General features: G+C 44.9%; 18 protein-coding genes and 3 pseudogenes. 8 read left to right on the top strand and 13 right to left on the bottom strand.

Annotated features, from left to right (window positions below; all coding sequences use genetic code 11):
• Positions 1 to 9: 9 nt before the first annotated feature.
• The 10 genes and pseudogenes from Xmir_RS14855 to Xmir_RS14810 form a co-directional block, all read right to left on the bottom strand.
• A complete protein-coding gene (locus tag Xmir_RS14855; RefSeq protein WP_099114994.1) occupies positions 10 to 1,485 on the bottom strand; it encodes an aldehyde dehydrogenase family protein in 1,476 nt (491 codons plus the stop codon).
• 12 nt (positions 1,486 to 1,497) lie between these two features.
• The gene (locus tag Xmir_RS14850; RefSeq protein ID WP_099114993.1) at positions 1,498 to 2,781 is read right to left on the bottom strand and encodes an aspartate aminotransferase family protein; all 1,284 of its coding nucleotides are present in this window, start codon (positions 2,779 to 2,781) and stop codon (positions 1,498 to 1,500) included.
• 3 nt (positions 2,782 to 2,784) lie between these two features.
• Positions 2,785 to 3,837 carry a thiaminase II/PqqC family protein gene (locus Xmir_RS14845; RefSeq protein ID WP_167385995.1) on the bottom strand — a complete coding sequence of 351 codons (1,053 nt, stop codon included), beginning with the start codon at positions 3,835 to 3,837 and terminating at the stop codon, positions 2,785 to 2,787.
• A 13-nt stretch (positions 3,838 to 3,850) separates the two neighbouring features.
• The gene (locus tag Xmir_RS14840) at positions 3,851 to 4,837 is read right to left on the bottom strand and encodes a thiaminase II/PqqC family protein (protein ID WP_099114991.1); all 987 of its coding nucleotides are present in this window, start codon (positions 4,835 to 4,837) and stop codon (positions 3,851 to 3,853) included.
• Positions 4,838 to 4,914: 77 nt separating this feature from the next.
• Entirely contained in the window at positions 4,915 to 5,046 is a 132-nt protein-coding gene (locus Xmir_RS31145; protein ID WP_279627214.1) for a hypothetical protein, read from the bottom strand.
• Positions 5,047 to 6,620: 1,574 nt separating this feature from the next.
• A complete protein-coding gene (locus Xmir_RS14830) occupies positions 6,621 to 8,135 on the bottom strand; it encodes a conjugal transfer protein TraG N-terminal domain-containing protein (protein ID WP_099114990.1) in 1,515 nt (504 codons plus the stop codon).
• Positions 8,132 to 8,467 carry a hypothetical protein gene (locus Xmir_RS14825; protein WP_099114989.1) on the bottom strand — a complete coding sequence of 112 codons (336 nt, stop codon included), beginning with the start codon at positions 8,465 to 8,467 and terminating at the stop codon, positions 8,132 to 8,134. Before Xmir_RS14825 ends, Xmir_RS14830 begins: the two co-directional genes overlap by 4 nt.
• The gene (locus Xmir_RS14820) at positions 8,467 to 9,912 is read right to left on the bottom strand and encodes an integrating conjugative element protein (RefSeq protein ID WP_099114988.1); all 1,446 of its coding nucleotides are present in this window, start codon (positions 9,910 to 9,912) and stop codon (positions 8,467 to 8,469) included. The genes Xmir_RS14825 and Xmir_RS14820 overlap by 1 nt, the downstream gene beginning before the upstream one ends.
• Before the next feature lie 13 nt (positions 9,913 to 9,925).
• A pseudogene (locus tag Xmir_RS14815) lies at positions 9,926 to 10,893 on the bottom strand (TIGR03756 family integrating conjugative element protein).
• On the bottom strand, positions 10,890 to 11,288 hold the full coding sequence (locus Xmir_RS14810; RefSeq protein WP_099114987.1) for a TIGR03757 family integrating conjugative element protein: 399 nt from the start codon (positions 11,286 to 11,288) through the stop codon (positions 10,890 to 10,892). Before Xmir_RS14810 ends, Xmir_RS14815 begins: the two are co-directional and overlap by 4 nt.
• Before the next feature lie 318 nt (positions 11,289 to 11,606).
• Between Xmir_RS14810 and Xmir_RS14800 the strand changes: the two genes are divergently transcribed.
• The 7 genes from Xmir_RS14800 (at position 11,607) to Xmir_RS23930 (ending at position 19,016) form a co-directional block, all read left to right on the top strand.
• A complete protein-coding gene (locus tag Xmir_RS14800; protein ID WP_099114985.1) occupies positions 11,607 to 13,379 on the top strand; it encodes a type VI secretion system baseplate subunit TssF in 1,773 nt (590 codons plus the stop codon).
• 31 nt (positions 13,380 to 13,410) lie between these two features.
• Positions 13,411 to 15,222, top strand: a complete 1,812-nt coding sequence (gene tssI, locus Xmir_RS29325) for a type VI secretion system tip protein TssI/VgrG (protein ID WP_244170943.1) — start codon at positions 13,411 to 13,413, stop codon at positions 15,220 to 15,222.
• 11 nt (positions 15,223 to 15,233) lie between these two features.
• Complete coding sequence (locus Xmir_RS14785) at positions 15,234 to 16,469, top strand: DUF2169 family type VI secretion system accessory protein (RefSeq protein WP_099114984.1); 1,236 nt, start codon at positions 15,234 to 15,236, stop codon at positions 16,467 to 16,469.
• Positions 16,462 to 16,824, top strand: a complete 363-nt coding sequence (locus Xmir_RS14780; RefSeq protein ID WP_099114983.1) for a DUF4150 domain-containing protein — start codon at positions 16,462 to 16,464, stop codon at positions 16,822 to 16,824. The genes Xmir_RS14785 and Xmir_RS14780 overlap by 8 nt, the downstream gene beginning before the upstream one ends.
• Before the next feature lie 4 nt (positions 16,825 to 16,828).
• Positions 16,829 to 18,175: a polymorphic toxin type 15 domain-containing protein gene (locus Xmir_RS14775; RefSeq protein ID WP_099114982.1), complete on the top strand. Its 1,347-nt coding sequence runs from the start codon at positions 16,829 to 16,831 to the stop codon at positions 18,173 to 18,175.
• Positions 18,175 to 18,810: a GAD-like domain-containing protein gene (locus Xmir_RS14770; RefSeq protein WP_099114981.1), complete on the top strand. Its 636-nt coding sequence runs from the start codon at positions 18,175 to 18,177 to the stop codon at positions 18,808 to 18,810. Before Xmir_RS14775 ends, Xmir_RS14770 begins: the two co-directional genes overlap by 1 nt.
• 74 nt (positions 18,811 to 18,884) lie before the next feature.
• Positions 18,885 to 19,016, top strand: coding sequence for a GAD-like domain-containing protein (locus Xmir_RS23930; protein WP_145956906.1), 132 nt, complete (start codon positions 18,885 to 18,887; stop codon positions 19,014 to 19,016).
• Between the two features lie 201 nt (positions 19,017 to 19,217).
• On the opposite strand, the pseudogene Xmir_RS29320 reads toward Xmir_RS23930, so the two are convergent.
• Positions 19,218 to 19,487: pseudogene (locus Xmir_RS29320) on the bottom strand (IS1 family transposase); the annotation flags it as partial.
• A gap of 42 nt (positions 19,488 to 19,529) precedes the next feature.
• A pseudogene (locus tag Xmir_RS29315) lies at positions 19,530 to 19,721 on the bottom strand (hypothetical protein); the annotation flags it as partial.
• A 447-nt stretch (positions 19,722 to 20,168) separates the two neighbouring features.
• Between Xmir_RS29315 and Xmir_RS14760 the strand changes: the two are divergent.
• On the top strand, positions 20,169 to 20,906 hold the full coding sequence (locus tag Xmir_RS14760; RefSeq protein ID WP_099114979.1) for a class I SAM-dependent DNA methyltransferase: 738 nt from the start codon (positions 20,169 to 20,171) through the stop codon (positions 20,904 to 20,906).
• 205 nt (positions 20,907 to 21,111) lie between these two features.
• On the opposite strand, the gene Xmir_RS14755 is transcribed toward Xmir_RS14760, so the two are convergent.
• On the bottom strand, positions 21,112 to 22,248 hold the full coding sequence (locus tag Xmir_RS14755) for a PfkB family carbohydrate kinase (RefSeq protein ID WP_099114978.1): 1,137 nt from the start codon (positions 22,246 to 22,248) through the stop codon (positions 21,112 to 21,114).
• Positions 22,249 to 23,176: the final 928 nt, after the last annotated feature.

The following is a 23,176-nucleotide window of genomic DNA, read 5'->3' as shown; positions in this document are numbered from 1 at the left end:
TGTCATATGTCATTTCAGAGCACCATATCTGGGCAGTGTATAACTATTAAGGGGCAAACATAGAGTTTGTGTTTGGGTATATTGTTCTAAGCTCCAATACCCGCCTACAGTACCAATACCACTTTGTTTAAAACCACCAAATGGACAACGAATATCCCTGATATACGGTGTATTTATGCCTATATTACCCGCCTGCATTTTGCGGGCAAAAGACAATGCTTTTGAATCGCTTGTACTCCATACCGTTCCTGCAAGGCCAAATTTGGAATCATTAGCTAAAGAGAGAGCATGTTCTTCGTTTTCGGCGATAAAAATTGCTACGACTGGCCCAAAGATCTCTTGTGTAGCCAATGAACTTTGAGGATGCACCCCAGTTAAAACAGCAGGCTCAATGTAAAACCCCCGATAGCAATCCATAGGCACGATCCCACCAGCACACAAACTAGCGCCTTCTTGCTGTGCCTGAGTTATGGCCTTCAGTATGTTTTCTCGGTGACTTGCACTAATCATTGGCCCAATTTCGCTGGTTTCATCAAATGGGTCACCTACACGAATATTCTGAGTTCGCTCAATAAACTGACAGCTAAAAGTTTTGGCGATTGTTTTGTCGACGATGATGCGAGATCCCGCAGTACACACCTGCCCATTGCTGCTGAAAGCAGATACTAATGCGCCGTCTAACGCCGCATCAATATCTGCATCCGCCAACACCACTGTAGGCGATTTCCCCCCTAATTCCAGTAACGAACGCCGCAATGTGCCTGACGAATATCTTAAGACATCTTTTCCAACCTGAGTGCCTCCAACAAAACATAATAAATCAATATCAGTATGTCGAATAAGTGCTTCTCCAGTCGGCTGACCTGCCCCATGTACGATATTGACTACGCCTTCAGGTAGACCGATTTCTGCAACTATTTGACCAAGTAAAGAAACAGTGATAGGCGCCAATTCTGAGGGTTTCAAAACCACAGTGTTACCCACGATCAGCGCAGCAGCTAAGTTAATTGAAGAAACAGATAATGGGCCATTCCATGGTGTCATGATAGCAACGACTCCTACAGGAACATGATGAGTAAAATTAATGTAGAAATCCCCTATTGGAATGGCACTGCCAAAGAAGCGCTTGCCCTCTTCTGCAAAAAAACGAAAGTGCTCTACTGCACGCGGAAGATGACCATGTAAACACATTTTCGATAAGAAACCCGTATCTTCACATTCATACTGAGCAAATAGAGACAAGTTATCTTCTAACGCATCCGCAATCATATGCAGGTACGATGCCCTCTCTTCTACCGTTAGTCGTGGCCATGGCCCCTGCTCATATGCTATTCTGGCCGCACACACGGCGGAATCAACATCAGTAGACGAAGACACGTTAAATTGGGCAATGCGCTCTTCCGTCGACGGATTGGTTGAAAATAATCTATCCCCACTCGTTGCTTTGACATGTCTGCCATTAATAAAATTGACAATATCTATCATGCCCCCTCCCACTCAATCCGCTAAGCCCATTGCTCTGTTTTGGTTTAATAACTTAACAAACGCCATATGGAATTTATCCACCGCATCTTCAAGAATGTCATCCGTGTGGCAAGTACTGAGCCAACCATGAGACTTATGTATATCAATGCCATGCTGGGTAAGGAGTATTTTTAGTTCGTCATAAACAGCCGCATTTTTTTGCGTTATCCAAAACGCATCTTCAGAAGGAGAAATATCTACTCCTTCTTTTTGCGCACCAATCAATATGTGAAAGATCGATGATTGATGAAACAGTTGTACATCAATACCAACCTGCTTAGCCTTTTCATTTACCGCATTCACAAACATCATTGTATTTTTATTCAGTGTCTCTTGAACAACGCTATCAGCCACAAGTGCCAAAGTGGCCAAACCAGCACTGGCGGATAATGGGTTACCGTTGAACGTCCCCGTATGAAGCACTTTAGTATTATGCCCAGCGTCAAAACAGGACATAACCATCTGAGAACCCGCTATCGCGCCACCGGGTAATCCACCACATAGCACTTTAGATAATGTGGTCATATCCGGCATGACAGAAGATAACTGTTGTACGCCACCCGGTGCATAGCGAAACCCACTCATCACCTCATCAAAAATGAGCAGGGTATCGTAACACTGAGTAATATTTCGTAACTCCTGCAAATACTGTCTATTGTATGGAAGAGTACCACTGCTACCTCCCCCCGGTTCTAAGATAACTGCTGCCGTTTTTCCTTCCACTAAAGACGCTTCCACGGCTTCCAGATCGAACGGTGGGGCTAATTGCAGGTAATTGGCCGAATCTGGATGCGAGCCAGTTGGCCACCCATCGACAACACCTGAAAGTGCTTCATCATGCCAACCATGGAAATGTCCATCAATTCGCATGATATAAGGTTTGCCGGTATAGGCTCGAGCCAAGCGCAATGCCAGTAGTGTGGCTTCGGTACCCGATGCACAGAACCTGACCAGTTCAGCACTGGGCACCATTTGAATTATTTTTTCAGCCCATTCCACCAACAAAGTGTGATTACCGGAAAGATGTGTGCCACTATTTAACTGAGTAGCAATTGCCTGAATCACGGCAGGGTGATTATGCCCCAGAATTAACGCACCATGTCCCATCCAAAAATCTGTGTATTGCCGATTACTGGTATCCCACTTATAAGCACCATTAGCATGTTTAAATACTACAGGATATGCGGAAGTCCAACTATCATGAGTTGTTCCCCCCGCAATGGCACGTTTTGCACGCAGTTCCCAATCTTGCATCATTGATTACTCCTTGTTCTCAGATAACAGGAAGTCAATGAGTTGTGGTGCACGCCTCGGTAATTGGGAATTTTCTTTTCCATAACATTCGAATAGGTACTCGTAATAGAGAATGAAATAATTAACGAGTTGGCGAATAGTGACAAATGTACGCTTTACCTCACGATGAGAAATAATCTCATCATTTGCATAAAGGTTTTCAAAAATAGAAACTTGATGGTCTAACCGAGCATCAATCAAAGCATGTTTAAGAAAAGAGCCAAACATGCCTTGGGCAAAAGGATATAACTCAATCAACTGAGAATAGTATTCATTCAAACCAGTTTTGCTAAAACTCTTGCCGTCAGACTGCATTAATGAGAATACTGCGGTGTATACTAAAGAGCTTTCCATTGCCACTTCATTAAGATAATTGATCAGTGCCCGTGTACTGGGTAGCGGAAGGGATTTTTTCACCAGCGTTGCAGGTAAACCATCCTTCATTAGCCCCTGTAGGAAAATTTCCCCATGACCTGCTTCTTCAGCATAATGAGCTGCTATTTTCTGGCGAACACCAATCGATTCGCGGCAATATGCAACGCCAGCAGCCATATATTCATTGGCAGCATCTACATAGTGATAAAATTCAATACCCCAACCTAAAATTTGCCTTTTAGAGCAAGTACCATTGTGCACTTTCTCCCAAAATATTTGGTTATTAATATGTTGCCGCCAAAAAACTACTTCTTGTTTCACTAACTCAACTAATTGATAACCAGTAAGCGATCCTTTATTCTCATTATTTATATCAATTAGCACAGATTCACCACACAGATAATCCAGTAGGCTGATAATATCTTCTGATGCAAGGCATGTTTTCTGTGAAATTATATCAACGGTATTGGTACCATTGAGAAAGCTGAAAACTCCTTGGATCATTTCCGCACTTTTGCCAGAGAAGGTATAATCATTACTGGGTACGCTAAGAATAGCTTCGTGACCTTTTACCATTAAAGTAGCTTGAGGAAGGCATTTAGGTAATGAATCTGGAGTTAATATTCTACCCATTTGATTTGTCATAATAACTCCTGACTTAACGATAACGAGAAGGGTTAATGATCTCATTGAAAGATATGTTTCTATAGTGGGCTTGAATATCATGCGTCCACAATTTTAATGTTTCGACCAATATCTCTGCTGACTTGATAGCATCATTAGCTCGCTCTTTTTCCAATGTTGAGATGCAAGCACAGGCTTTCTCCAACCAATCATTATGCCCGTACTCCTCATCCAAATAGGCATGTTCAATTAAAGGCTGGACTATCCCTTTATTTTCTTTATCGTAATATTGGATAAGCGAGTTATAAAACACCATACCCTCTTTACGATCTCCACCTGTAGATTCAAGAAATGCCGAACATGTGGCATAAGAGATAACATCTCTACGACCACATTCACGCATATGATTAATAATAGCGATTGTGCTCGGCAGTGGCTGGTGATTCAAAACTTGTTTTTTAGTAAAACCTAATCGTTTGAGTGCTTTCATAAAAAACATATGGTGGTTATATTCTTCAATAAAATGCTGAGAAAAAAGAACCCGAATTTGTTTATTTTCGTTAGCAGCCGCAGTGACTAATGAGAGACGTTTAGTAGCCCCCTCAATAAAATAGAAATTTTCCAACAGCCACCCAGCGAAAGCTGATCTAGATAATTTCCCAGTAGTGAGCTCATACCAAAAATCAAGAGTAAATACATCCTTTTTCCATTTAGGGAAAATTTCTCGACACATTTTTGCAAAATTCTGAGGTTCGACCGTGTTATTTGACGGTAAGCTTTCCATCTTTACTACATTTTCATCAATTAGATGAATTAATAAATCGTGAATTTCTTTTTCATCGTAATGATATTTTTCAGACAAAGTACTGAGCGTATTATTTCCATCCATATCTAACAGCAAATTTTTAAGCTGCTGTGGATTTTCGGTTTCAATAGTGATATCTACATCATTAGTAACTATTTTTATTGCCGTTGGTTGTTCGTTAAGTGCAGAAAAATACCTTAGGTATGGACAGCCCATGAACCCTCTCCTCAACTTTTATGTCAAAATATAAAGGCTGCCACCAACAACAACAGCCTTTATATTTACTTTAAGAATTACTTGACCAGAGCGCCCAGAGCACGACGTTCTTCCTGGTTGGATTTTTTCTTAACATTAAGTGAAAACTTTTGTGTTTGTTTTTTGGAATCAACAGATTCAACGTTTTTATTATTCTTAATATTTTGCATAATATTTTCCTATTTATATCAATTAAATTAAATTAAAATATCAATGAAACATATCATTAACATTTAAGTTACAAAAATAGATCATCAAAACACCAGAGTCAATATCATATTGACAAAAAGTTAGGAACTGTTGATGTTTTATGTTCGTCACTTATTCTGCCCCTTGATACCTTGCTTTTTCCTGCCAATCCTTTGATGTCCGCTTCACCTGTAGCCTTTGTGCCGGTATTATTCACTCTCATTTACGGCATTCTCATCTACGCTGTGAACTAGCAAGCGTTTTATATTATTGTATTGCGGCAAGTTATGTCCAAAAATGCTTGTTTGGCGTTTTCTCTGAAAATGCAGTGATGCGTAGGCGCTTACGATTAACCTATGGCATAATGAAATCAGGCTCATTATTTAATGCAGAAATACCGCTTGCAGTTTAATTACTGAGACGGTATCTGGGCTGGGCTGCTCTCACATAAAGAATAAGGTGTACTCCGAAAATTCAATTCCGAAGCATGACGCTATTTTCTTATTCTTTTATTTCTAATGGGGTTTTACATTTAATTCCAGTTAACTCTGACAAATCCACATCGTTTCCTGTTGTGTAAAAGATTACTTTACGCCTTTGACTAAACAGGTGCTGGCCGTGCACACATGTCATTAACATTGTTCGGGTTTTTAATGGCTTTTAATGTCCTGACCGCATATTTACCACACCGGCATCTGACGACATAAATGAAATTATTTTTTCCACCACTCCGTTGAGACCAAGGGAGGGCACCTAACACGGTAAAAAAGCCATATTCATAGCCTTGAACCTGTCTGAGTATGTTGATTAAATTAGGCCCCCTTTTACTTAAACATAAATCATACGTCGTTCTGTAAGGAATAAAATAGTCAGTGTGTTTTTTATTATTCCTGCTCTTACCCTTTTCATTAGTACCGTTCATCAAATTTTTAATCCATTTCGCCGAACATGAAATACGTTCTAACTTAACCATTTTCGTTGTTAATTCAATAGCAAAAAAACCAACCTTCACATTTAAATTAAATCAGTCAAATCGACTTTTCTCATTGTGATACATTAAAAATGATGAAAGCACATATTCCGAAAAATACGCAGAATATGGACATAACCTGAAATTTTATCGGATTATTTAAATAAGACATCTCATCAGATAAGATTTTTGACTAACGGTTTTTACGCACTGTTTATTGATATAATAAGTAGCGAAGCCTTAAGGGTTGCAACCCTTAAGGCTTCTATATTAAATATCGTCTACTACCCTAAAGAGGATATCCGATATAAACAATGACATTATAACGCTTTATATATAAGTCACATTGACTTAAAGGGCACTTAATCATTTTCTTTTTTGCGATGCAGATCATCAGTGTTGTGTGAATGATGTGAATATAAGACCTAAATTCAGAGAAGAGTAAATTAAAACATTAACGCGACAATATGAATTATTTAAATTATCAAAACCATTATCGATAGAATTAAATAAAGGAAAATATTAAATTCAAACTAAATCTAAGGGATAGCGTCCTATCCCCTAAATTTTAAGCACTTAATTTGACTACTTTCCTTTGGACAACACTTTCTGCATTACCATCTGCCCGAACATCCCGGCTGACTGCCTGACCTGTCCCACCCCCTGGCTCATCATGCCTGCCATATCGCCCATTCGAACACCGGCCCACGCCAATGCGCCCAGCCAAACCATCGGCAGCACAATAAACAGTGTGCTTATCACCAATCCCATGATTAAATCGTCTGAGGTATTCTGAATACCCGCCAGATTAAACAGGCTGTGGGTTTCTGAGCCGTACAGGGCTTCCAGTAAATGACTGTCCAACCAACGGGCGATTTCCCACCAGAACGTCAGGAAATTCAAGGCGAAAATGACAAAAGTCAGCGTGAATACAGTTTTAAATTCATACCCCGCAAACAACAAAATCAGGGGTATCAGGATATACAAGGCCATCAGGATCACCACCTGCATCATCGGCAGCGCCTGGCGTACCGCGTCAAACATGGGCATGCCGAGTAATCCGCCTAACAAGGCACCTGCCGAAGCGCCCACCCGATTGCCCGCATCCAACAACGAGGGATCGGCATTGCCACCATACCCGGCATACACATACCCTGCCTGTGAAACCGTCAGGTTCACCGGGCTGACCAGACGGCGGATCACCGCTTCCTGATATTCCCGCGTGTTTTTGCCCAGTATTTTCAAGGTCGCCGACAGACGCAGCCACAAGCCCGGATCGGCTTGTGCCAGTACCCGGTCTTTCAGTCCGGTTTTGGTGGCTGACCACCAGACTTTGCAGGTCGGATATCCACCCTGCCCAGTATAAGGCCTCCCATTGTCCCGGCTCGCCTGCCACAGAAAGTCAGCTCTGGGGGTACGGGATTGCAGAGTATTGTAATCACCGGCTAAAAACGTGCGACTGCCCAGCCAGTCAATATCACTCAGGGTAGCCGGATCGGTGGTTTTCCCCTGATCGCGTTGTTTCCACTGATAGAGCGCCAGCGCATAGCAATCATGGGTAAAATCCTGCAACTCCGCCGCCAGTGCCGGGTTGCTGATGCGGGTATGCTGTACTTCAAAACGCAGTTGCCGTAAATCCGGCCGGCAGGGAACAGAGGCCACTGCTGCCTGCGTTACCCCCTTGGACAACCGGTGTACCACCGCCCACCAGAGGGGTACAGCTGCCGTCTGATTATTCAGGCTGGACATCACCGGCGCATAACCACTGCTGTCCGGGGCTTTCGGTGTCCAGGTGCCACAACTTTTGGCACGGGACGGGTCGTACTGAAGGGTCGTCAGGCTAACATTGACCAGCGGCACACAACACACCACCATCACGAAAAAAGCGCAGTACAGGGTGTTTTCAATCCGGGCAAGCGACTGTAATCCACCATTGCCCTCTTCTTCGCCACCTTCACGCACTTTCAGCCAAATGGCTATTGCCTTTATCACTAAAGGCAGGGTAAACAGCCCGGTGGCAATCAGTATTTGCCACAGGCCATTGTTGACCACCCAGCCGAGTAAGGTCAGAAAATATTCCAGGTAGCTGTTGGTGGTCATCTTGTTCCCTCAACATAGCCTGACAGGGCATATTCACCCAGCAGAATAAACAGCAGGCTGACCACCATCATCCTTATCAGCGTTGCGTGGTGTTCCGCCTGATGTTTTACCCTTTGCCAGATTTTCCAGCTGCCCCAGCCCAGTACGGCATACAGGCCTGACCGCCAGACCAGCCAGAATCCCCCGGTTGCCGTTACCCAGTGGTGAAGCCGGGTGATATTTTTTGCCTGATACAGCCCTGTCCAGCCTGTTACTACAGTGATAATCACCACGAAAGCGATAATCAGTGATAACGTAACCCCTTTTCTGAATATGGAATGCTTCTCTGCCATCACCGACCTGACCTGTGCTCACGGTTGGGGACTTCAAGCTGATAAAACCGGGCATCGGTGCTGTCCGGCACCTGTTTTTGCGGATGCGTTTTAATGCGCCGGGTGTCCCGCTCAATAATGGTCAGGATGGCATTGCGGGCCAGTTCGCGTTTCAGCTGCATTTCATTCTTCAGGGCATTAATTTCCCGGTCCAGTGCAGCAATCCGACGTTCGCCTTCCGCCAGTGCTTCCGATTGTGCCGCCGCATTGGGTTCGGACATGCCGGTGATAAGCATCCGCCGCATCAGTAACGCCGTCTCTGTGATTTCGGCCATCGCCAGTTCGCCCGCCAAACGCGCCGTCAGGGCAGCCTTATCCGGGTCACGTTGCAACGCCTGAATGACACCCTGAGTCACCGTCAGACTGCCGGTTTTCAGTTTCGCCAGAGTGGCCATCGTCGGTTTTTCCGTACCGCTGACCAGTTTTACCAGCTGTTCCGTATTGGTTTGGGTATGTGCTTCCAGCATCGGGGCAAACCCCGTCCCCGCTACCGTCGTGCCCGGCTGGTGTTTCTCCCCACCACTGGTGCATTCTGCCGCCTGGGCACAGGTGCGGATTGCCCGGTCGCCCAGCACGCTGACCACCGCTTCGGCCGCTTCACGTGCCGTGCTGAATTTGCGGCAGGCACTGCCCGCACAATTTTGGGTGCTGACCGGCGCCAGACTCAGCACCGGCAGCTGATTCATCATATTAAAGCCGGCACTGGCTAAATCCCGGGTCGGGCGAATGGCATTCTGCCCCTTCCCGCCCTGCCGTTGGCCGCCAATCCACGGATGGCCACTGGCACCGGTCGCTTTGCTGCCGGCGTTATTGGCACGCACGGCATCGCCATTCCCCCCGTTAACCAGACTTTTGTATTCCTGCAAAGCCGCCGACTGGGACCATTTGTTATTTTGGGCAAAATCCATCATTTTGTTGGCCATGGCCTGACAGTTGAACTGGGCTTTGTCGAAGGCCACGTTGGCCTGCAAAACGCCGTTAGTCAGCATGTCATACAGCCCCGGATTGGCCCGCTGGATAATCATCGCCGGCAGACTAGCCACGGCACCGGTAGCCCCCTGAATCACATCACTCATCAGGTTCTTAAACCCGGCCGTGATACCGTTCAACTGATTACTGATGGTGGTTTTCAGGTCAAAATTGCCGCACATCAGATCCGAGCGCCAGCCCAGCTCTAACCCACCGAGTGTGGCTGAACCGCTGCGGCTGGCGGGTTCAGAAATCACCGAACCGCCACCCAGGGTATAGAACAACGTATCTGAGATGGCACCACTGGCCTCCGCCCCATAACCCAGTGTGCTTCGGTTCACCTGCGGTAAGGAGAGGGACAGCCCCGCTGCATTAGCCTGTGCAGAAGCGATGGTCAGCCCACTGACTATCAGCAATAACGCGTTTATTTTCGTCATCCTTCGTCCTTATTCAGATATCGGTGCTGCCGAGAAAATGTTGTCCCCAGCGCTGACAACAGCTATAGGGTTGCCACAGGGCATAGGCCTGATTGCCGTTGTTTGCAACCGTATGTTCACCATCAGGAAACACGGCGCAGGACTGACTTAACGTGGGTGATAACCGCTGCCACTGGTGGTTTTTTGTGCCGGTATTTTCGGTGACCGGTTCCGGTGGCCAGTAACCGTCTGTACGTGTGCCTTTCAGTGTCTGATAAACATGGGGTTGCCCGACCCGGGTGATGATATCCGCGACCCGCTGTGTGACCACAGCCGCAGCCTTGTCGTCGTCGGTCTGATTGACAAACCCTGAGTGCGGATAAAGATTACCCCACATATTGCCGGCCATCCGGCTGCCCAGTTCCCGCTGACCGGGAATAAGGGCTTCCGGATAGAACGTTCCGGCAGACCGGTGCGCCATACCATGGTATCCAACGTGCTGAGAAAATAAGGCATCAGCGGTGTGGCCGCGCTGCGGCACGAATAACCGGGGATTTGCCCGCCTATCAGGTTGGTCGCCGGATGCCCGATGGCATCAGCATATTTGAAACGCAGGCTGGTACGGCGCTGTCCTGAAATCTGACTATTGTGATTACCCCCGTCTGCGGTCAGGTGAGATAACGCCCCAGTGACCGTATTTTCCAGCCCACCGGATAATTGACTGACCTGCGCCATTTCTGACCACGGATTGCCGCCGGGCGCGTGATAGGTGGACACCACCGCTTCGGGAAGGTAATGGGTAACTTTGACAGAGGTTTTTACCGTGCAGCCATGCCAGGAGCAGAACAGCCAGTAACAGATGCCGCTAACCCGCCACTGAATACAGGCTGGCGAGAGGCTGCTTGCCACAATCTGGGTGGTGTTGAGGGAGGCTTGTGCAACCGGAGCAAACGCCGCTATCAAGGCAATGACAACAGGGAAAGTAAGACGTTGCATACTCATGGCCGATTCTGCTCCCTGAGTGCATTCGCTTTTGCCACATCTGCCGTACCATACACGACATCCCGATCATCAAATACCACAGCCGGATACTTACGCACACCTAATTGCCAGGCATCAACAACAGCACGGTAAGCGTTGATCAGTTGTTGTTCCTGCTGGAGCCATTGGGAAAATTGCAGCATCGCTTGTGCCTGCATCGTGGCTTGTTGAGGGTCGGCGGAAAGTTGAGAGAAGATTTTTTTCTGGTGTTGTTCAGCCGCATCCAGCCAGACGATATGTGTCTCCGGGGAAAAATTGACAGGAGAATGCTGGCTGTCCGTATAAATCCCCGTTTTTGCATTGGCGGCTGAGATGGCCCCCCATCCTAACCAGAATAATGTATACCACTTTCTCATCGCTACCTTTCCGCCGCCAAAAATAAGTGAAAAGCGTGCGGAAAAAACAAAGAAAAGTCAGTAAACAATTCTTTTTTGCGAAATGTAAAAAAGCGGACCTTGATACTTTCGCTGCTGTCGCCCGGTTTCCCTTCAGAGGCGGGCAGACACAACAATTCAGACTTCTCCCAAATCCAGAGAAAACACAATTTCATTAAATAAATTAACTAAATATCCATGTACAATAAACCACCACAACCTATAGCGCATTCATTTTATATAAGCTTTATCCACAAAATGCCGATCAATTATTAAACGGTATATTAGAGATAACAATCAATGAAAAACGACAAGGAATCGCTGTACCTGCAAGAGCTGGCCTACCTGCGTGAACGGGCAAAGATGATGGCGGCTGAGTTTCCGCATCTGGAACCTTTTCTGAGCACCCCTCATGATCCGGATATTGAACGCCTGTTTGAAGGTTTTTCATTATTAACCTCCAATCTGCGCAGCACCATTGAAGACAGCTTTCCGCAAGTCACCCATGAAATGTTAGACCGCATTTGGCCTCATACCCTGCGCCCTGTGCCACCGACAACGATTATTCAATTCACACCCCATCAGGACGTTCATCAGGGTGCGGTGGATATCCCTCAGGGCGCTCCGATAACCACGGCTGAGGGGGAACAAACTCTACGCTTTCGCACCTGTCGTCCCCTGCATATTGAGCCGTTCATCGTTCTGAATAAGCAGATCCAAAAAACACGGGAATACAGCGAGATCAGGTTGACATTGCGCCAAACAGGCGCGGTTTCAGACCGTTGGCAGGTGGGATTACTGCAATTTTTTCTGGGAACAGATCGTGAGCGGGCGGCTCAGCTGAGTCTGTGGCTGGAACGGCATCTTGATGATATTTACCTGCGCACGCAACACGAAGAAAAAAGACTCCGGTACGCCCGGTTGCACGGCTGTGATGCGAATTTTCATCATAGTGTCCTCCCCACCGGCCATAATCATTTTGACCGTCTGCAACGGATGACGGAATACTATTGCCTGCCTCATGTTTTTGATTTTTTGACCTTTGATGCGCTGGATTACCGCGAGTTGCCGTTAAACCGCAACGGGTCATTTGAACTGGCCTTCAGGCTGGAAGGCGAGCTGCCGCTGGAGACAGTGGGTGATGCATTCCAGTTAGGCTGTGTGCCCGCTGTACATCTGGAAACGATGGTCAGCCCGCCGATCCCACTAGAGGAAAATCACGCGCGTTATACCATTCCCTTATCAGAAACTGAGCGGTTATTCCGGTTGCAGGGTATTCAAACGGCCAGACAACCCAGCGGGAAACAATCTCATGCTAAAACCGCTCATTTCCAGCCGGTGACTCAGTTCTGCGAGAAAAGTGGCTGGCTGCGTGATGAAGGGCAACCCGATAATTTTTATTTCCAGCCACAGCTTTCAATTGATCTGCTTGGGCGTATCCAGAACCAGATACATTTTCTGGGGGCGGACGGAAAAGATGCCACCAAACTGCCGCTCCAACCGGTTTGTGCACATTTCATCGGCTATCATACGCAGGCCATGACATTGGGACCCGGAGCTGTCACCGAATCCCAGGAATCTGTGCCTTCTCATCTGCGTGCCTGCAATATCACCCCCGTGTCACCGGATTTTCCACCCATGGTGATGGGAAAATCAGACTGGGCGCTGGTTGATAAGCTCAACCACACGCCGTTTCTGCTTTTCAATACCGCGTCCCTGAAAAATTTTCTGCGTTTATATGATTGTTATACCGGACAGGATCGCGCGCTCAGCCGCCGGATGCAGCAACATATTGACGGGATTGTCCATCTGGACGCCCGGTTTGACAGCCGTCTTGACTATGGTCCAGGGAGACTGGGGGGTGTTATTAATGGTAACACCCTGCATTTGCGCCTGAATCCTGCTTGTTATGAAAATGACGGCATCATGTACCAGTTCTGCCGGGTGATCAGCCAACTGCTGGCGAGCTTTGTTGTACGGGATAACTTCATCATGCTGGAAATTTATCGGCAGGATGAACAGACGGCGTTATGGGCATTTCCGCAGCAGCTCGGGCTGCGCCGTGAAATGTAATGAGATGAAACCGAAAATTAAGGAAACAATAATGCTAAAAAGTGGATTACGTTTTGTTTGCCGGATAGGGGGATTACCCGAAAATACGTTTTCAGTAGCCGATTTTACCCTGCGGGAAGGGCTTTCCGAGTTGTTTACCCTGAACCTGACGCTGGTTCAGTCCTTGCCCGGCAATCCCTTTATACCGAAGCCGGAAATCGATTTAACCGCGCTGCTGATGCAGGAAGCGATACTGCAAATCTTCCACGGTGTCATGGAGCAACGCAAAATCACCGGGATCATTTCCCACGCTGACTGGTGCGGCACTGATGGTAACAAGATCCTGTATACCTTTACGGTGCGCCCGTCCCTATGGCGACTTACACTCAATCAGGACAGCCATATTTATCACCGGCAAAGTGTGCCGGATATCATGAAGCTGTTGCTGAAAAAACATCACGTTCAGGCAGATTCAAAACTGGAAGATGCCCATCAAAGCCGAGAATACATCACCCAAAAGCGGGAATCCGATTATGCTTTTTTTTGCCGGTTAGCCGCTGAAGAGGGGATCAGCTTCTGGTTTGAAGATGAAACACTGTTTTTCAGTGACAGCCATCTGGCGATGGCGGCTGATCTGACGCTCAGCTACAACGCACAGCCGGAAACGGCGCACGGAATTGATACGGTTTATCAGGTTCGTTTGGGTGTGGGGATGACGCCCCTGCGCACAATCAACAAAGACTTCAATCCCGAACGCCCGTTTTATGCGCTCTCCCATCTGGAAAGCAATCCGGACTATCAGGCATTCGGCACACTGACACCGTATACGATATACGAAAGTTATGGCCGTTTTCAGCAGGATGCCGAAGCCAAACCGTTCGTTAAGTACCGCCACGAAGCCCTGAAAAACCAGATGCAAAGCGGCAACGGGCAAAGTAACTGCATCAAACTGATGCCGGGGCAAATTTTCAACATTGCCGCTCATCCCCATGCTCCACTCAATACCTGCTGGCAGATTGTCGGGATCAGCCATCAGGGTCGCTGCCCGCAGGCACTGGGTGACAGTGGCGGCGAGGGCACCACACTCAGCAATGATTTCAGTTTTATTGATGGCTATGCCGATTACCGCCCACCATTTCATTACAAGCCACTGGCGGATGGTGATGAAAGTGCCACCGTTGTCGGGCCGGAAGGCGAAGAAATCTTCGTCAACAAAGACGGCGCGATTAAAGTTCACTTTCACTGGAACCGTTATGACAAAGCCGATGATGGGGCGTCCTGCTGGGTGCGGGTCGCTCAGGGCTGGAATGGCAACGGTTTTGGCTTTATGGCTATCCCGCGAATCGGGCAGGAAGTGATTGTTTCTTACCTTAACGGCGATATTGACCGGCCGATAGTCACCGGCAGTGTCTATAACGGGGTAAACCGTCCGCCACTGGATTTACCCGCAGCGAAGACCCGCACCACCTTTAAAACCAAAACCCACAAAGGTGAAGGCTTCAACGAACTGCGCTTTGAGGATGCCAAAGGCAGCGAAGAAGTGTTTATTCATGCCCAAAAAGACATGAATACCAAAGTGCTCAACAACCGCGAAACCCATGTGCTGGCCAACCACAGTGAAACCGTCGAAAAAAACCAGACCATCAATGTCTTCAAGCACAAGGAAGAGGACGTCGGGATCACTCATACCCATACCGTCGGAGAATCCCTAGCTATTACAGTCGGTGATGTGATTGAACTGCGTTGCGGCAGCAGCTGCCTGCGGATGGATAAGTTCGGCAATTTCACTATCCAGGGCACCAAATTCCTGTTTGACGCCGCCGATGCTATCCAAATCAGTGCGCAAGACATTGACCTGAACTAAGGAGCCAAACGATGGAATTCAAAAACCTGACCCCTTTTTCCGTCATCAATTACAAAATGCTGGATAACGAAGACGAGGAATATCATGTTGTTGCCATGAAAATCGTTTATCAGCTCCAGCCTGTTGGTTTGGGACATTATCAGCCTGTATTGGCAGCCCCTTATGGCGAACTGACGGTACAGGATACCTTTTCCGGTGAAATGAACCAGTCATCGGTTTTGCAGGAAAGTGATTTAGCACCACTGAAATTCAAATGTGATGTGATTGTCAATGGTGTCGCTTATGCACCGGATGGGAAAGCCTGTGAAAAAATGCCTGTCCGGTTACAGGTCACCACGTGTGATGGGCAAACGCTGATCGATAAAACCCTGCATGTCTGGGGAGCGCGTGAGTTTCAGCGTTCTTCACAAGGCGAATGGCAACTGACCCCGCCCCAAAAATTCACGACGTTACCGGTGGATTACCGTCATGCCTTTGGTGGGGAGTGCAAAGTGTATGAAAAGGATGACATTGCCGCATCCGTGCCCGAAGAAGCCCGCCTGACCGACACCCAGCGGAAACAGCACCCGGAAAAAGAAAATTCCCCCATTGCCCATGCGACGTGGGAATACAATCCACTGGGGACGGGGTTTATCACACCGTGGTATGCGAAAGCAAAAGATCTTTCCCATTACCCTGCACCGCGCATTGAACACCCTGATGCGCCAATCACAGCGGAACATATCACACAGTGGCTGAACCAGCCGCCTTCCATCTTGGAAAAGGCCTGCCAGCCAGCGGGGTTGGGCATTATCGGGCGTGCCTGGCTGTCCCGCCGCACACTGGCAGGCACCTATGATGAACAGTGGCTGAAAGAGCGCCATCCTTATCTCCCCGAGGATTTTAGTTTTCGTTACTGGAATAACGCGCCGGACGACCAGCAAATTGACTTTCCTGACCCTGATATCCGTATCAGTCTGTTTAACCTGACTCGTGACGGTGAGCTGCATGTACAGTTGCCGGGGCACCGGCCGCTAGTCCTGTTGAGAATGCTCAGTGGTGAAATGCTCCCGGAGCGGATGTACGCCGATACCGTCATTATCGACAGCGAAGCACTCACGCTTTCCATGACTTACCGTTACCACATTGAAGCCGTATCGCCTCTTCGGGTAATGGAAGCCCGTTTTGAAATAGACCCGGATGCGCCGCTGATAAGATTTGCATCACCTGACGACACAGACAACAGGGAGATACACATTTATGGCTGATAACTACATTGCCCGGACAGGCACCCAGTGGATGGTCATCGGCATTTTACCGGATGTCTGCAAAACGCCGATTGGCGCTTCCACGCCCCCGATCCCTTACCCCGTGATAGCCAAACTGGCCGACAGTTCAGTACCGATAAAATCCGTGCGCGCCAATGGCAAACCCATTGTGGTTTTTGCGCAGTCGTTTGTTCCCCAGACGCTGGGCGATCAACCCGGTGTGGCGAATGGCGTCAAAAGCGGCACGGTGGGTGGCAAATGCCATCCCAAAGAACAGGAGCATTCAAAAAGTGTGCGAGTCGGCAATAAATTGCTGTTGCGCCACGGTGACAAATTCTGGATGAACGGAGCGTAGGGACATGGCGAAAATCAAGAAAACCCCGCCTAAACCAGCCAGTGATGAGCCATTATGGAAGAAACGGGTGCATGACGATGCCCCTACCGGTGAGGGTAATACATTAGGGGAAATCACCGGACAACCGCCGAAATCGACTGAAGTACCGAAGGAAGCCAACCCTGTTATCAAACCGACTACCCAAGATGAAGGCGGTTTCCTGAATGGTCTGGCTAAGGTAGGCAATGCTGTGGTAGACGCCGGGAAAGCGGTAGGTAACGCAGCGGTCGGCGTGGCAACAGGCGTCGGGAAAAATCTGGCCAATACGGCCATTGATGTTGGAGAACTCGCCTGGAAAGGTATTCAATATGCGGCTGCGTCAGAAATGGAACACTCAGCAATGATGCAGGGTGCCTGGGGTAATGAGGCGGATTCGAAGCAGCTACTTGATGCCGCCAACGCTGTCAGAGAAAACGCGAGTAACACCAATTGGGAACGGTATACAATGGAGGGGTCGGCAGAAGAATTTGGGGATTTCATTGCTGACTTTAACCCTAAAGGCGCAATAAAGGGAGGGATTAAAGCTATCGCTAAAGGCGGATCAAAGGTGATGTCGATGATCGCCGACAAAGAAAAAAAAGGGATTGCGCGAAGTAACTCCCGAGCGAAACGACGAGAGACCAGAGCTGCTGAAAGAGATAAAAAAACACCTCCAAAAGATCCAGAAGAACTTAAAAAGGAGCTAAAAGAGAAAAAAGGAGGTAAGGTAAAAGGGGTTAAGAGGACTGAGGTACCATGTTTTGATCCTCATGATAATGACACGTATAAATCACTCAAAACTGATAAGGAGCGGAAAGCGTTTTTAAAAGAATATGCAGATCAGTTACGTCGGCAGAAAGATGGTATTAATAATATGTCAGCTGACGAATTTAAAATTGCCAGAGACGCTTATAATAATCAGGCGGCAAAGAACAAAGCTGCAAATAAGAAAGGAGGAGGACGCCACAATAAAGCTGCCTCTGCTCAACGTAAATTTAATAGAAACATGAAAGAAGATATAAAAGGGAAGATATATCAGAGTCTAAGAAAGCGAGGAAAGTCAGCAGCAGAGGCTAAAAAAGAATCTAAAAAGAGAGCTGACGAGGTAATGAGAGGGCTAGCTGCATTACATGAACCAGATATGTCAGCGGGTAGCTACTTTGATTTTGACCCGAAAAGAGCAGGTAACCGCAACATCAATGGAGCTATTGGTGGTAGTTGGCCGTCACGCCTAAAAACTTTGGATGATGCCGCTCAACATGCAATTAACAGTGGTCTCGGTGATGCTAAGATGAATGTACAATTAGAATTGTGTAGAGGGAAGAAAAAATAATGCGTGATGAAGATTTTGAATGTTTTATTGAAGAAATGGGAGAAGCAACTCAGCATAGAGCTGTGCCAACCCAAGCAATGGAAAAATGGAAAGGGAGATTACCCGATCAACTATTACATTATTGGAAAACTGAAGGTTGGAACAGTTATCACAATGGGCTATTTAGCATTGTAAATCCTGATGACTATGAAGGCATTGTTGATATGTGGTTAGAAGATACCCCGTTTGAATCTACAGATTCCTATCATGCCATCGCCAGAAGTGGCTTTGGAAAACTTTATCTCTGTGGTGAAACAACAGGAATTAATCTAACAATTCACTGTGCTCTTAATAGTATTCTTTATTCTAAGGATCATGCATATAAGAAAGAGAAAAAAGATTTAAATAATGAAATCTCTTATTTTTTTGGAGCAAAATCCATCGACGATTTTGATTTTGAAGATGATGATGATATCGGGATTTTTTCTCGTGCAGTGAAAGTACATGGCCCATTACATGAAAACGAGATATTTGGTTTTGAGCCTGCTCTAATTTTGGGTGGAGACATTATGCTTGAAAATGTCAGGAAATTAGATATGCATATTCATCTAGATATTCTAAGACAATTTTCCGATCCTGAAATTGATGAAATTTAATATTATTTATCAAAAAAACTTAACTAAGTGGCTGTAAAAGCTGCCACTTAGTTTTCTTATATCAGATATAAATAATGCGCGACGAAGATTTTATTGAAAAAATGGAAGAAACGACTCAGCATAGAGCCGTTTCTACTGAAGCAATAGAAAAATGGCAAAGAAAATTGCCGATCCGATTATTACATTATTGGCCAACAGAAAGTTAGAATAGTTATCAGGATGGATTATTTAGTATTGTAGATCCTGATTACTATGAAGATGTAGTCAATATAGCTGGAAGATACGTCATTTGAGTCAATGGAGTCTTATCATGGTCATTGCAAAAAGTGGTTTTGTGAACTTTACCTTTGTGAACAAGAAACCGGTAGAAATTTATCAATATCACGTGTTTTAAATACTATTTTCTGTCATGAATCTAAAACGTTATAATGATGTTTTTCAATATATGCGGCAATGAGTTTTTCGTGAATTTCTATCGAATGTGAATAACAAATAGTTTTTCTTGCCAACCGCTTAATATGAATACGCAAATTGAAATTTTGCTGTTCTATGCGCTGGGTAAAAATTTTTCCCACCAAATACTTTCCTAGCTCCACTTCTCTGACATAACTTCCCCAACCATCAGTTGTGATGAAGTGGATGTGAAAAAAAGCCAATAAGTCGTGCAGAGATAAGCACTTAATCAGCCGATCATACGCATGAAGTGCTAACTGTGTTCTATTGTTCCGCTTGTTGCTAAATAACTTCCTGATCACTGTGCTTTGCTGGGTAGCCTGACGGCTGGGTAAACAAATGATGTGCTGAATCTGATCCCATTCCTGTTCGCTCAACTTACGCTTGATGAGTTTTTTCAGTTTGATATCCACATCAGCGCTTACATTAGCCTCAAATTGTTTGTTTAAACCGGGCATAACACAGTGAAAACTCATAGTTAAACATATCCAGTGTGCCGAATAGTTCACGGTGGTACAAAATAGAAAATATTACATTTTCTCACCAGATAACTCCATTCGAGCCTGTTCGGGGAAATGCTCCTTGACAGCGACTTAACTGGGTAGTTAGAAGTTATCTGCTGATTTCTGGCTGAAAAAATAGGTTCTCCAACAGAGACCTTCCTATTTTTATACTCAGTTTTCATCACAGACAGGGGATTCTCTGCTTAAAATTGGACAATGTTCTTGAATATAGCAATATCTGATTATTCTTGATTTAATTCAAACAGATTGTTTATCGTGGAAAATTACTCTTGTTACAAAAATAATTATATCTAATTATGTCATGATATTTTATCTTTTTATAATAGTACCCTCATTAGATATTTTTTATGTGAATATACATTTTTATCAGGAGTTATAATAATGGAAGAGCAAGCAAGCTATGATTCTATTGGCGAACATTATGAAAAATTCTCCAATACAGTCGCTCAACGGCAGTCTGAGCTTCGGGATATACTCAACATGGTTGGTGATATACAGGGAAAATCAGTCCTGGATTTAGCTTGCGGATATGGTTATTTTGGCCGGGAATTACACCGTCGCGGAGCTTCAAAAGTGGTCGGCGTTGATATCTCTGAGAAAATGATTGAACTCGCCAAAGCAAAATCTAAATTGTATGGTGATGACATTGAGTTTTGCGTACAAAACGTATGTGAAATGAAATTACATGAAAAATTTGATATTGTCATTGCTGCTTTTTTATTCCACTATTCAGAATCAACCGGGGAGCTTGAGGCCATGTTTCAAGCAGCGGCTAACCACCTCAGTCCCTCGGGTAAACTCGTCGCTTACATGACATCACCTGATTATCGATTAGAAAATGGAAACTGTGATAATTATGGTTTCAAAATTTTAAGCGAAAAGCCCTGGCAAAATGGTTTCCGTTATCAGGCAGAATTTCTGACAACCCCGCCGAGTCCTTTCACATTTTATCGCTGGAGCCGTGAAAGCTACGAAAATGCTATTAATAAAGCGGGACTCCGTCGTTTTAGCTGGCAAAAACCCACTGTCTTAGAAAACGACTTAAAACGTTACCCTCAGGGTTTTTGGGATATTTATTTACAGAATTGTATTCATACCGGACTTATTTGTCAGTTTTAGTTTAGCTGTCCATTATCTCCGCATTTGTGGTTATATTTCGTTTCATCAAATATAAACTCTTCCTGTTTTTTTCAATTAGTGAATAATGTCTGTTATACGGAAGGCATTAAAAAAATTGCCGGGTTTTAGCCCGGCTTTAGCCAAATATCCTAAAATCTTTTATTTTTATTATGTCGGTGGTGTGAGTCATGTTATTTCACAATTGTTATTGACTATATGGATCTAATACCAGCAACTTTTCAACATCGAAGGGTGACAGGGTTAATGAATAAGTCAATTCAGTAGACAGCACAAGAGCGGCACAACGTTGTGCAAAATGTACACTTTCCTGAAAATCCATACCTGCTAACGTACAATGAACTAATCCCGCCATCATTGCATCACCAGAGCCTGTGGTATTGACAACATCAACAGGGAATGCCGGGGAGTGGCCTGATACATACCCCAGCTCACTGTAATACACACCTTCAGCCCCCAGACTTAAAATTACCCGCTGAACGCCTTGTTCATGAAACCATGATGTTACCAACTGTGCCTCTTTTATTGAGTTAATTTTAATACCACTGATCTTTTCTGCTTCCAGCCGGTTGGGTCTGATAGTATGAATATATGATAACCAGTTACGTACAATACCCGCCTTATATGATGAGACAGGGTTAACAAATATGGGCACATTACCGGAGTTTTTAAATAACCACTCCAGGGCATCTTCTGTCAAATTACAGTCGATAATCAGTATTCCTGCTCTCTCAATAAGCAATTTAGATTTATTGAGTAGCTCAGGCGTAAGTTTTTTCAAAATATCCATATCACTCACGGAGGTGTGTGGTTCACCATTCTTATCAACGATTGAATGATAAATTGAGGTTCTTGCATCCGTTAGTTTATGAGAATGGCTAAGATCAACACCGGCTAACCGGGTTTCTCTAAACAGTCTTTTTCCATATGAATCATCACCAAAAACAGAAATTAAATAACTATCATTCTTTAATGCGGCAATGTTATGCGCAACATTTCGGGCAACACCACCTAACGTATATTTTGTTTTCCCTGGGTTGGAATCTTTCTTTAATAATTCAGTCGAAGCGAAGCTGGTAATATCCATATTGGAAGCACCTACTGTTACAGCATAATTTCCACTGGAAAAAATGTAGCCCTTACCCCTTATATGTCCCTTTTTTTGTAAATTCAGGATATGTCCTGCAACGCTTGAACGGCTAATCCCAATAATATCAGCGATTTCTTGTTGGGCGAGAAAAGGATTTTTTCTGAGAAGTTGTAATATTCTAAATTCCAGATTATCCATTTTTCTCATATCACGCCCTTTATTGTTTTTAAACATAGTTGTTTTTATTCCATTGATGAATGACAGTAAAGCAGATTTCTATACATTGTTCTTGTAATGAGAAAGCGATCGTAAACTTGATGATACATTATTTATTGTTAAAAATGTGACTTTACTCTTAAATTTTGTACTGAAAAATAACCCATTAACGGGATTTTAAAATACTTAGCACGAAAACAATATTTTATTCTGATTTTTTTTCATGAAAAACAGTTAATTACATCACAACTGTATTATTTTAAGCATTAATTTTTTCTTATGCCTTAAGTTAACCACTCAAATGAAATGATAATTTCAAATTACATCTAAATGTGATAATTAACACATTTTCACGCATATTAAATAGAGCCCAACAATTTTGTTGTGGTGCAATATTTTATATTTAATGATATTTTTTATTATGCCATTAATTTTATTGGTTATGTCGTTATCATGAATCCTTTTAATTACTAATGTGTTACCCCTATAAGTAAAATATCTATCTTGATCATAATAACAAATATTAACTTATCATTATCTAACGTATTCATCAGCGAGGATGAATAACTCGTTAAGCACACCCCATCAATCGGTCGATATCTATCAGAGATGAAAAAATGTGATGAACGGAACCAGATTAATTGAGAAAGTCTGCTGGTCGGAATGGTTCGACATTTTAAGCGATAAGAATTTTCTTGGAGAAAGATGAATCTGGATCACCATTGGATATGATGCCGTATCCAAGAAAACGTGTTCAAAATGGAGAAAAAATGACAGAATTCCAAGTGACTGCTCAAACAGCCACTCATTCCTCTTAATAACAGGTAAAATAATGGAACGCTACTCAATGCCATTACTTACCACACGCAAATGCCGTCATCGCCCAGGCATTTCGCACCCACAGGTCAGCCCCTGCCCAAAATGCCCATTTTGCCTGATGTTCTGC

This window comes from Xenorhabdus miraniensis (genome assembly GCF_002632615.1).
This window is presented reverse-complemented; position numbering and strand designations above follow the sequence as displayed.

Bases quoted from the DNA above. Each gene is read 5' to 3' on its own strand.
- Xmir_RS23930 (WP_145956906.1), top strand. From the start codon at position 18,885: ATGCGCGACGAAGATTTTATTGAAAAAATGGAAGAAACGACTCAGCAT.
- Xmir_RS14785 (WP_099114984.1), top strand. From the start codon at position 15,234: ATGGAATTCAAAAACCTGACCCCTTTTTCCGTCATCAATTACAAAATG.
- Xmir_RS14780 (WP_099114983.1), top strand. From the start codon at position 16,462: ATGGCTGATAACTACATTGCCCGGACAGGCACCCAGTGGATGGTCATC.
- Xmir_RS14830 (WP_099114990.1), bottom strand. From the start codon at position 8,135: ATGACCACCAACAGCTACCTGGAATATTTTCTGACCTTACTCGGCTGG.
- Xmir_RS14855 (WP_099114994.1), bottom strand. From the start codon at position 1,485: ATGATAGATATTGTCAATTTTATTAATGGCAGACATGTCAAAGCAACG.
- Xmir_RS14825 (WP_099114989.1), bottom strand. From the start codon at position 8,467: ATGGCAGAGAAGCATTCCATATTCAGAAAAGGGGTTACGTTATCACTG.
- Xmir_RS14770 (WP_099114981.1), top strand. From the start codon at position 18,175: ATGCGTGATGAAGATTTTGAATGTTTTATTGAAGAAATGGGAGAAGCA.
- Xmir_RS14840 (WP_099114991.1), bottom strand. From the start codon at position 4,837: ATGGGCTGTCCATACCTAAGGTATTTTTCTGCACTTAACGAACAACCA.
- Xmir_RS14845 (WP_167385995.1), bottom strand. From the start codon at position 3,837: ATGACAAATCAAATGGGTAGAATATTAACTCCAGATTCATTACCTAAA.
- Xmir_RS14810 (WP_099114987.1), bottom strand. From the start codon at position 11,288: ATGAGAAAGTGGTATACATTATTCTGGTTAGGATGGGGGGCCATCTCA.
- Xmir_RS14760 (WP_099114979.1), top strand. From the start codon at position 20,169: ATGGAAGAGCAAGCAAGCTATGATTCTATTGGCGAACATTATGAAAAA.
- Xmir_RS14755 (WP_099114978.1), bottom strand. From the start codon at position 22,248: ATGTTTAAAAACAATAAAGGGCGTGATATGAGAAAAATGGATAATCTG.
- Xmir_RS14820 (WP_099114988.1), bottom strand. From the start codon at position 9,912: ATGACGAAAATAAACGCGTTATTGCTGATAGTCAGTGGGCTGACCATC.
- Xmir_RS14800 (WP_099114985.1), top strand. From the start codon at position 11,607: ATGAAAAACGACAAGGAATCGCTGTACCTGCAAGAGCTGGCCTACCTG.
- Xmir_RS14850 (WP_099114993.1), bottom strand. From the start codon at position 2,781: ATGATGCAAGATTGGGAACTGCGTGCAAAACGTGCCATTGCGGGGGGA.
- tssI (WP_244170943.1), top strand. From the start codon at position 13,411: ATGCTAAAAAGTGGATTACGTTTTGTTTGCCGGATAGGGGGATTACCC.
- Xmir_RS14775 (WP_099114982.1), top strand. From the start codon at position 16,829: ATGGCGAAAATCAAGAAAACCCCGCCTAAACCAGCCAGTGATGAGCCA.
- Xmir_RS31145 (WP_279627214.1), bottom strand. From the start codon at position 5,046: ATGCAAAATATTAAGAATAATAAAAACGTTGAATCTGTTGATTCCAAA.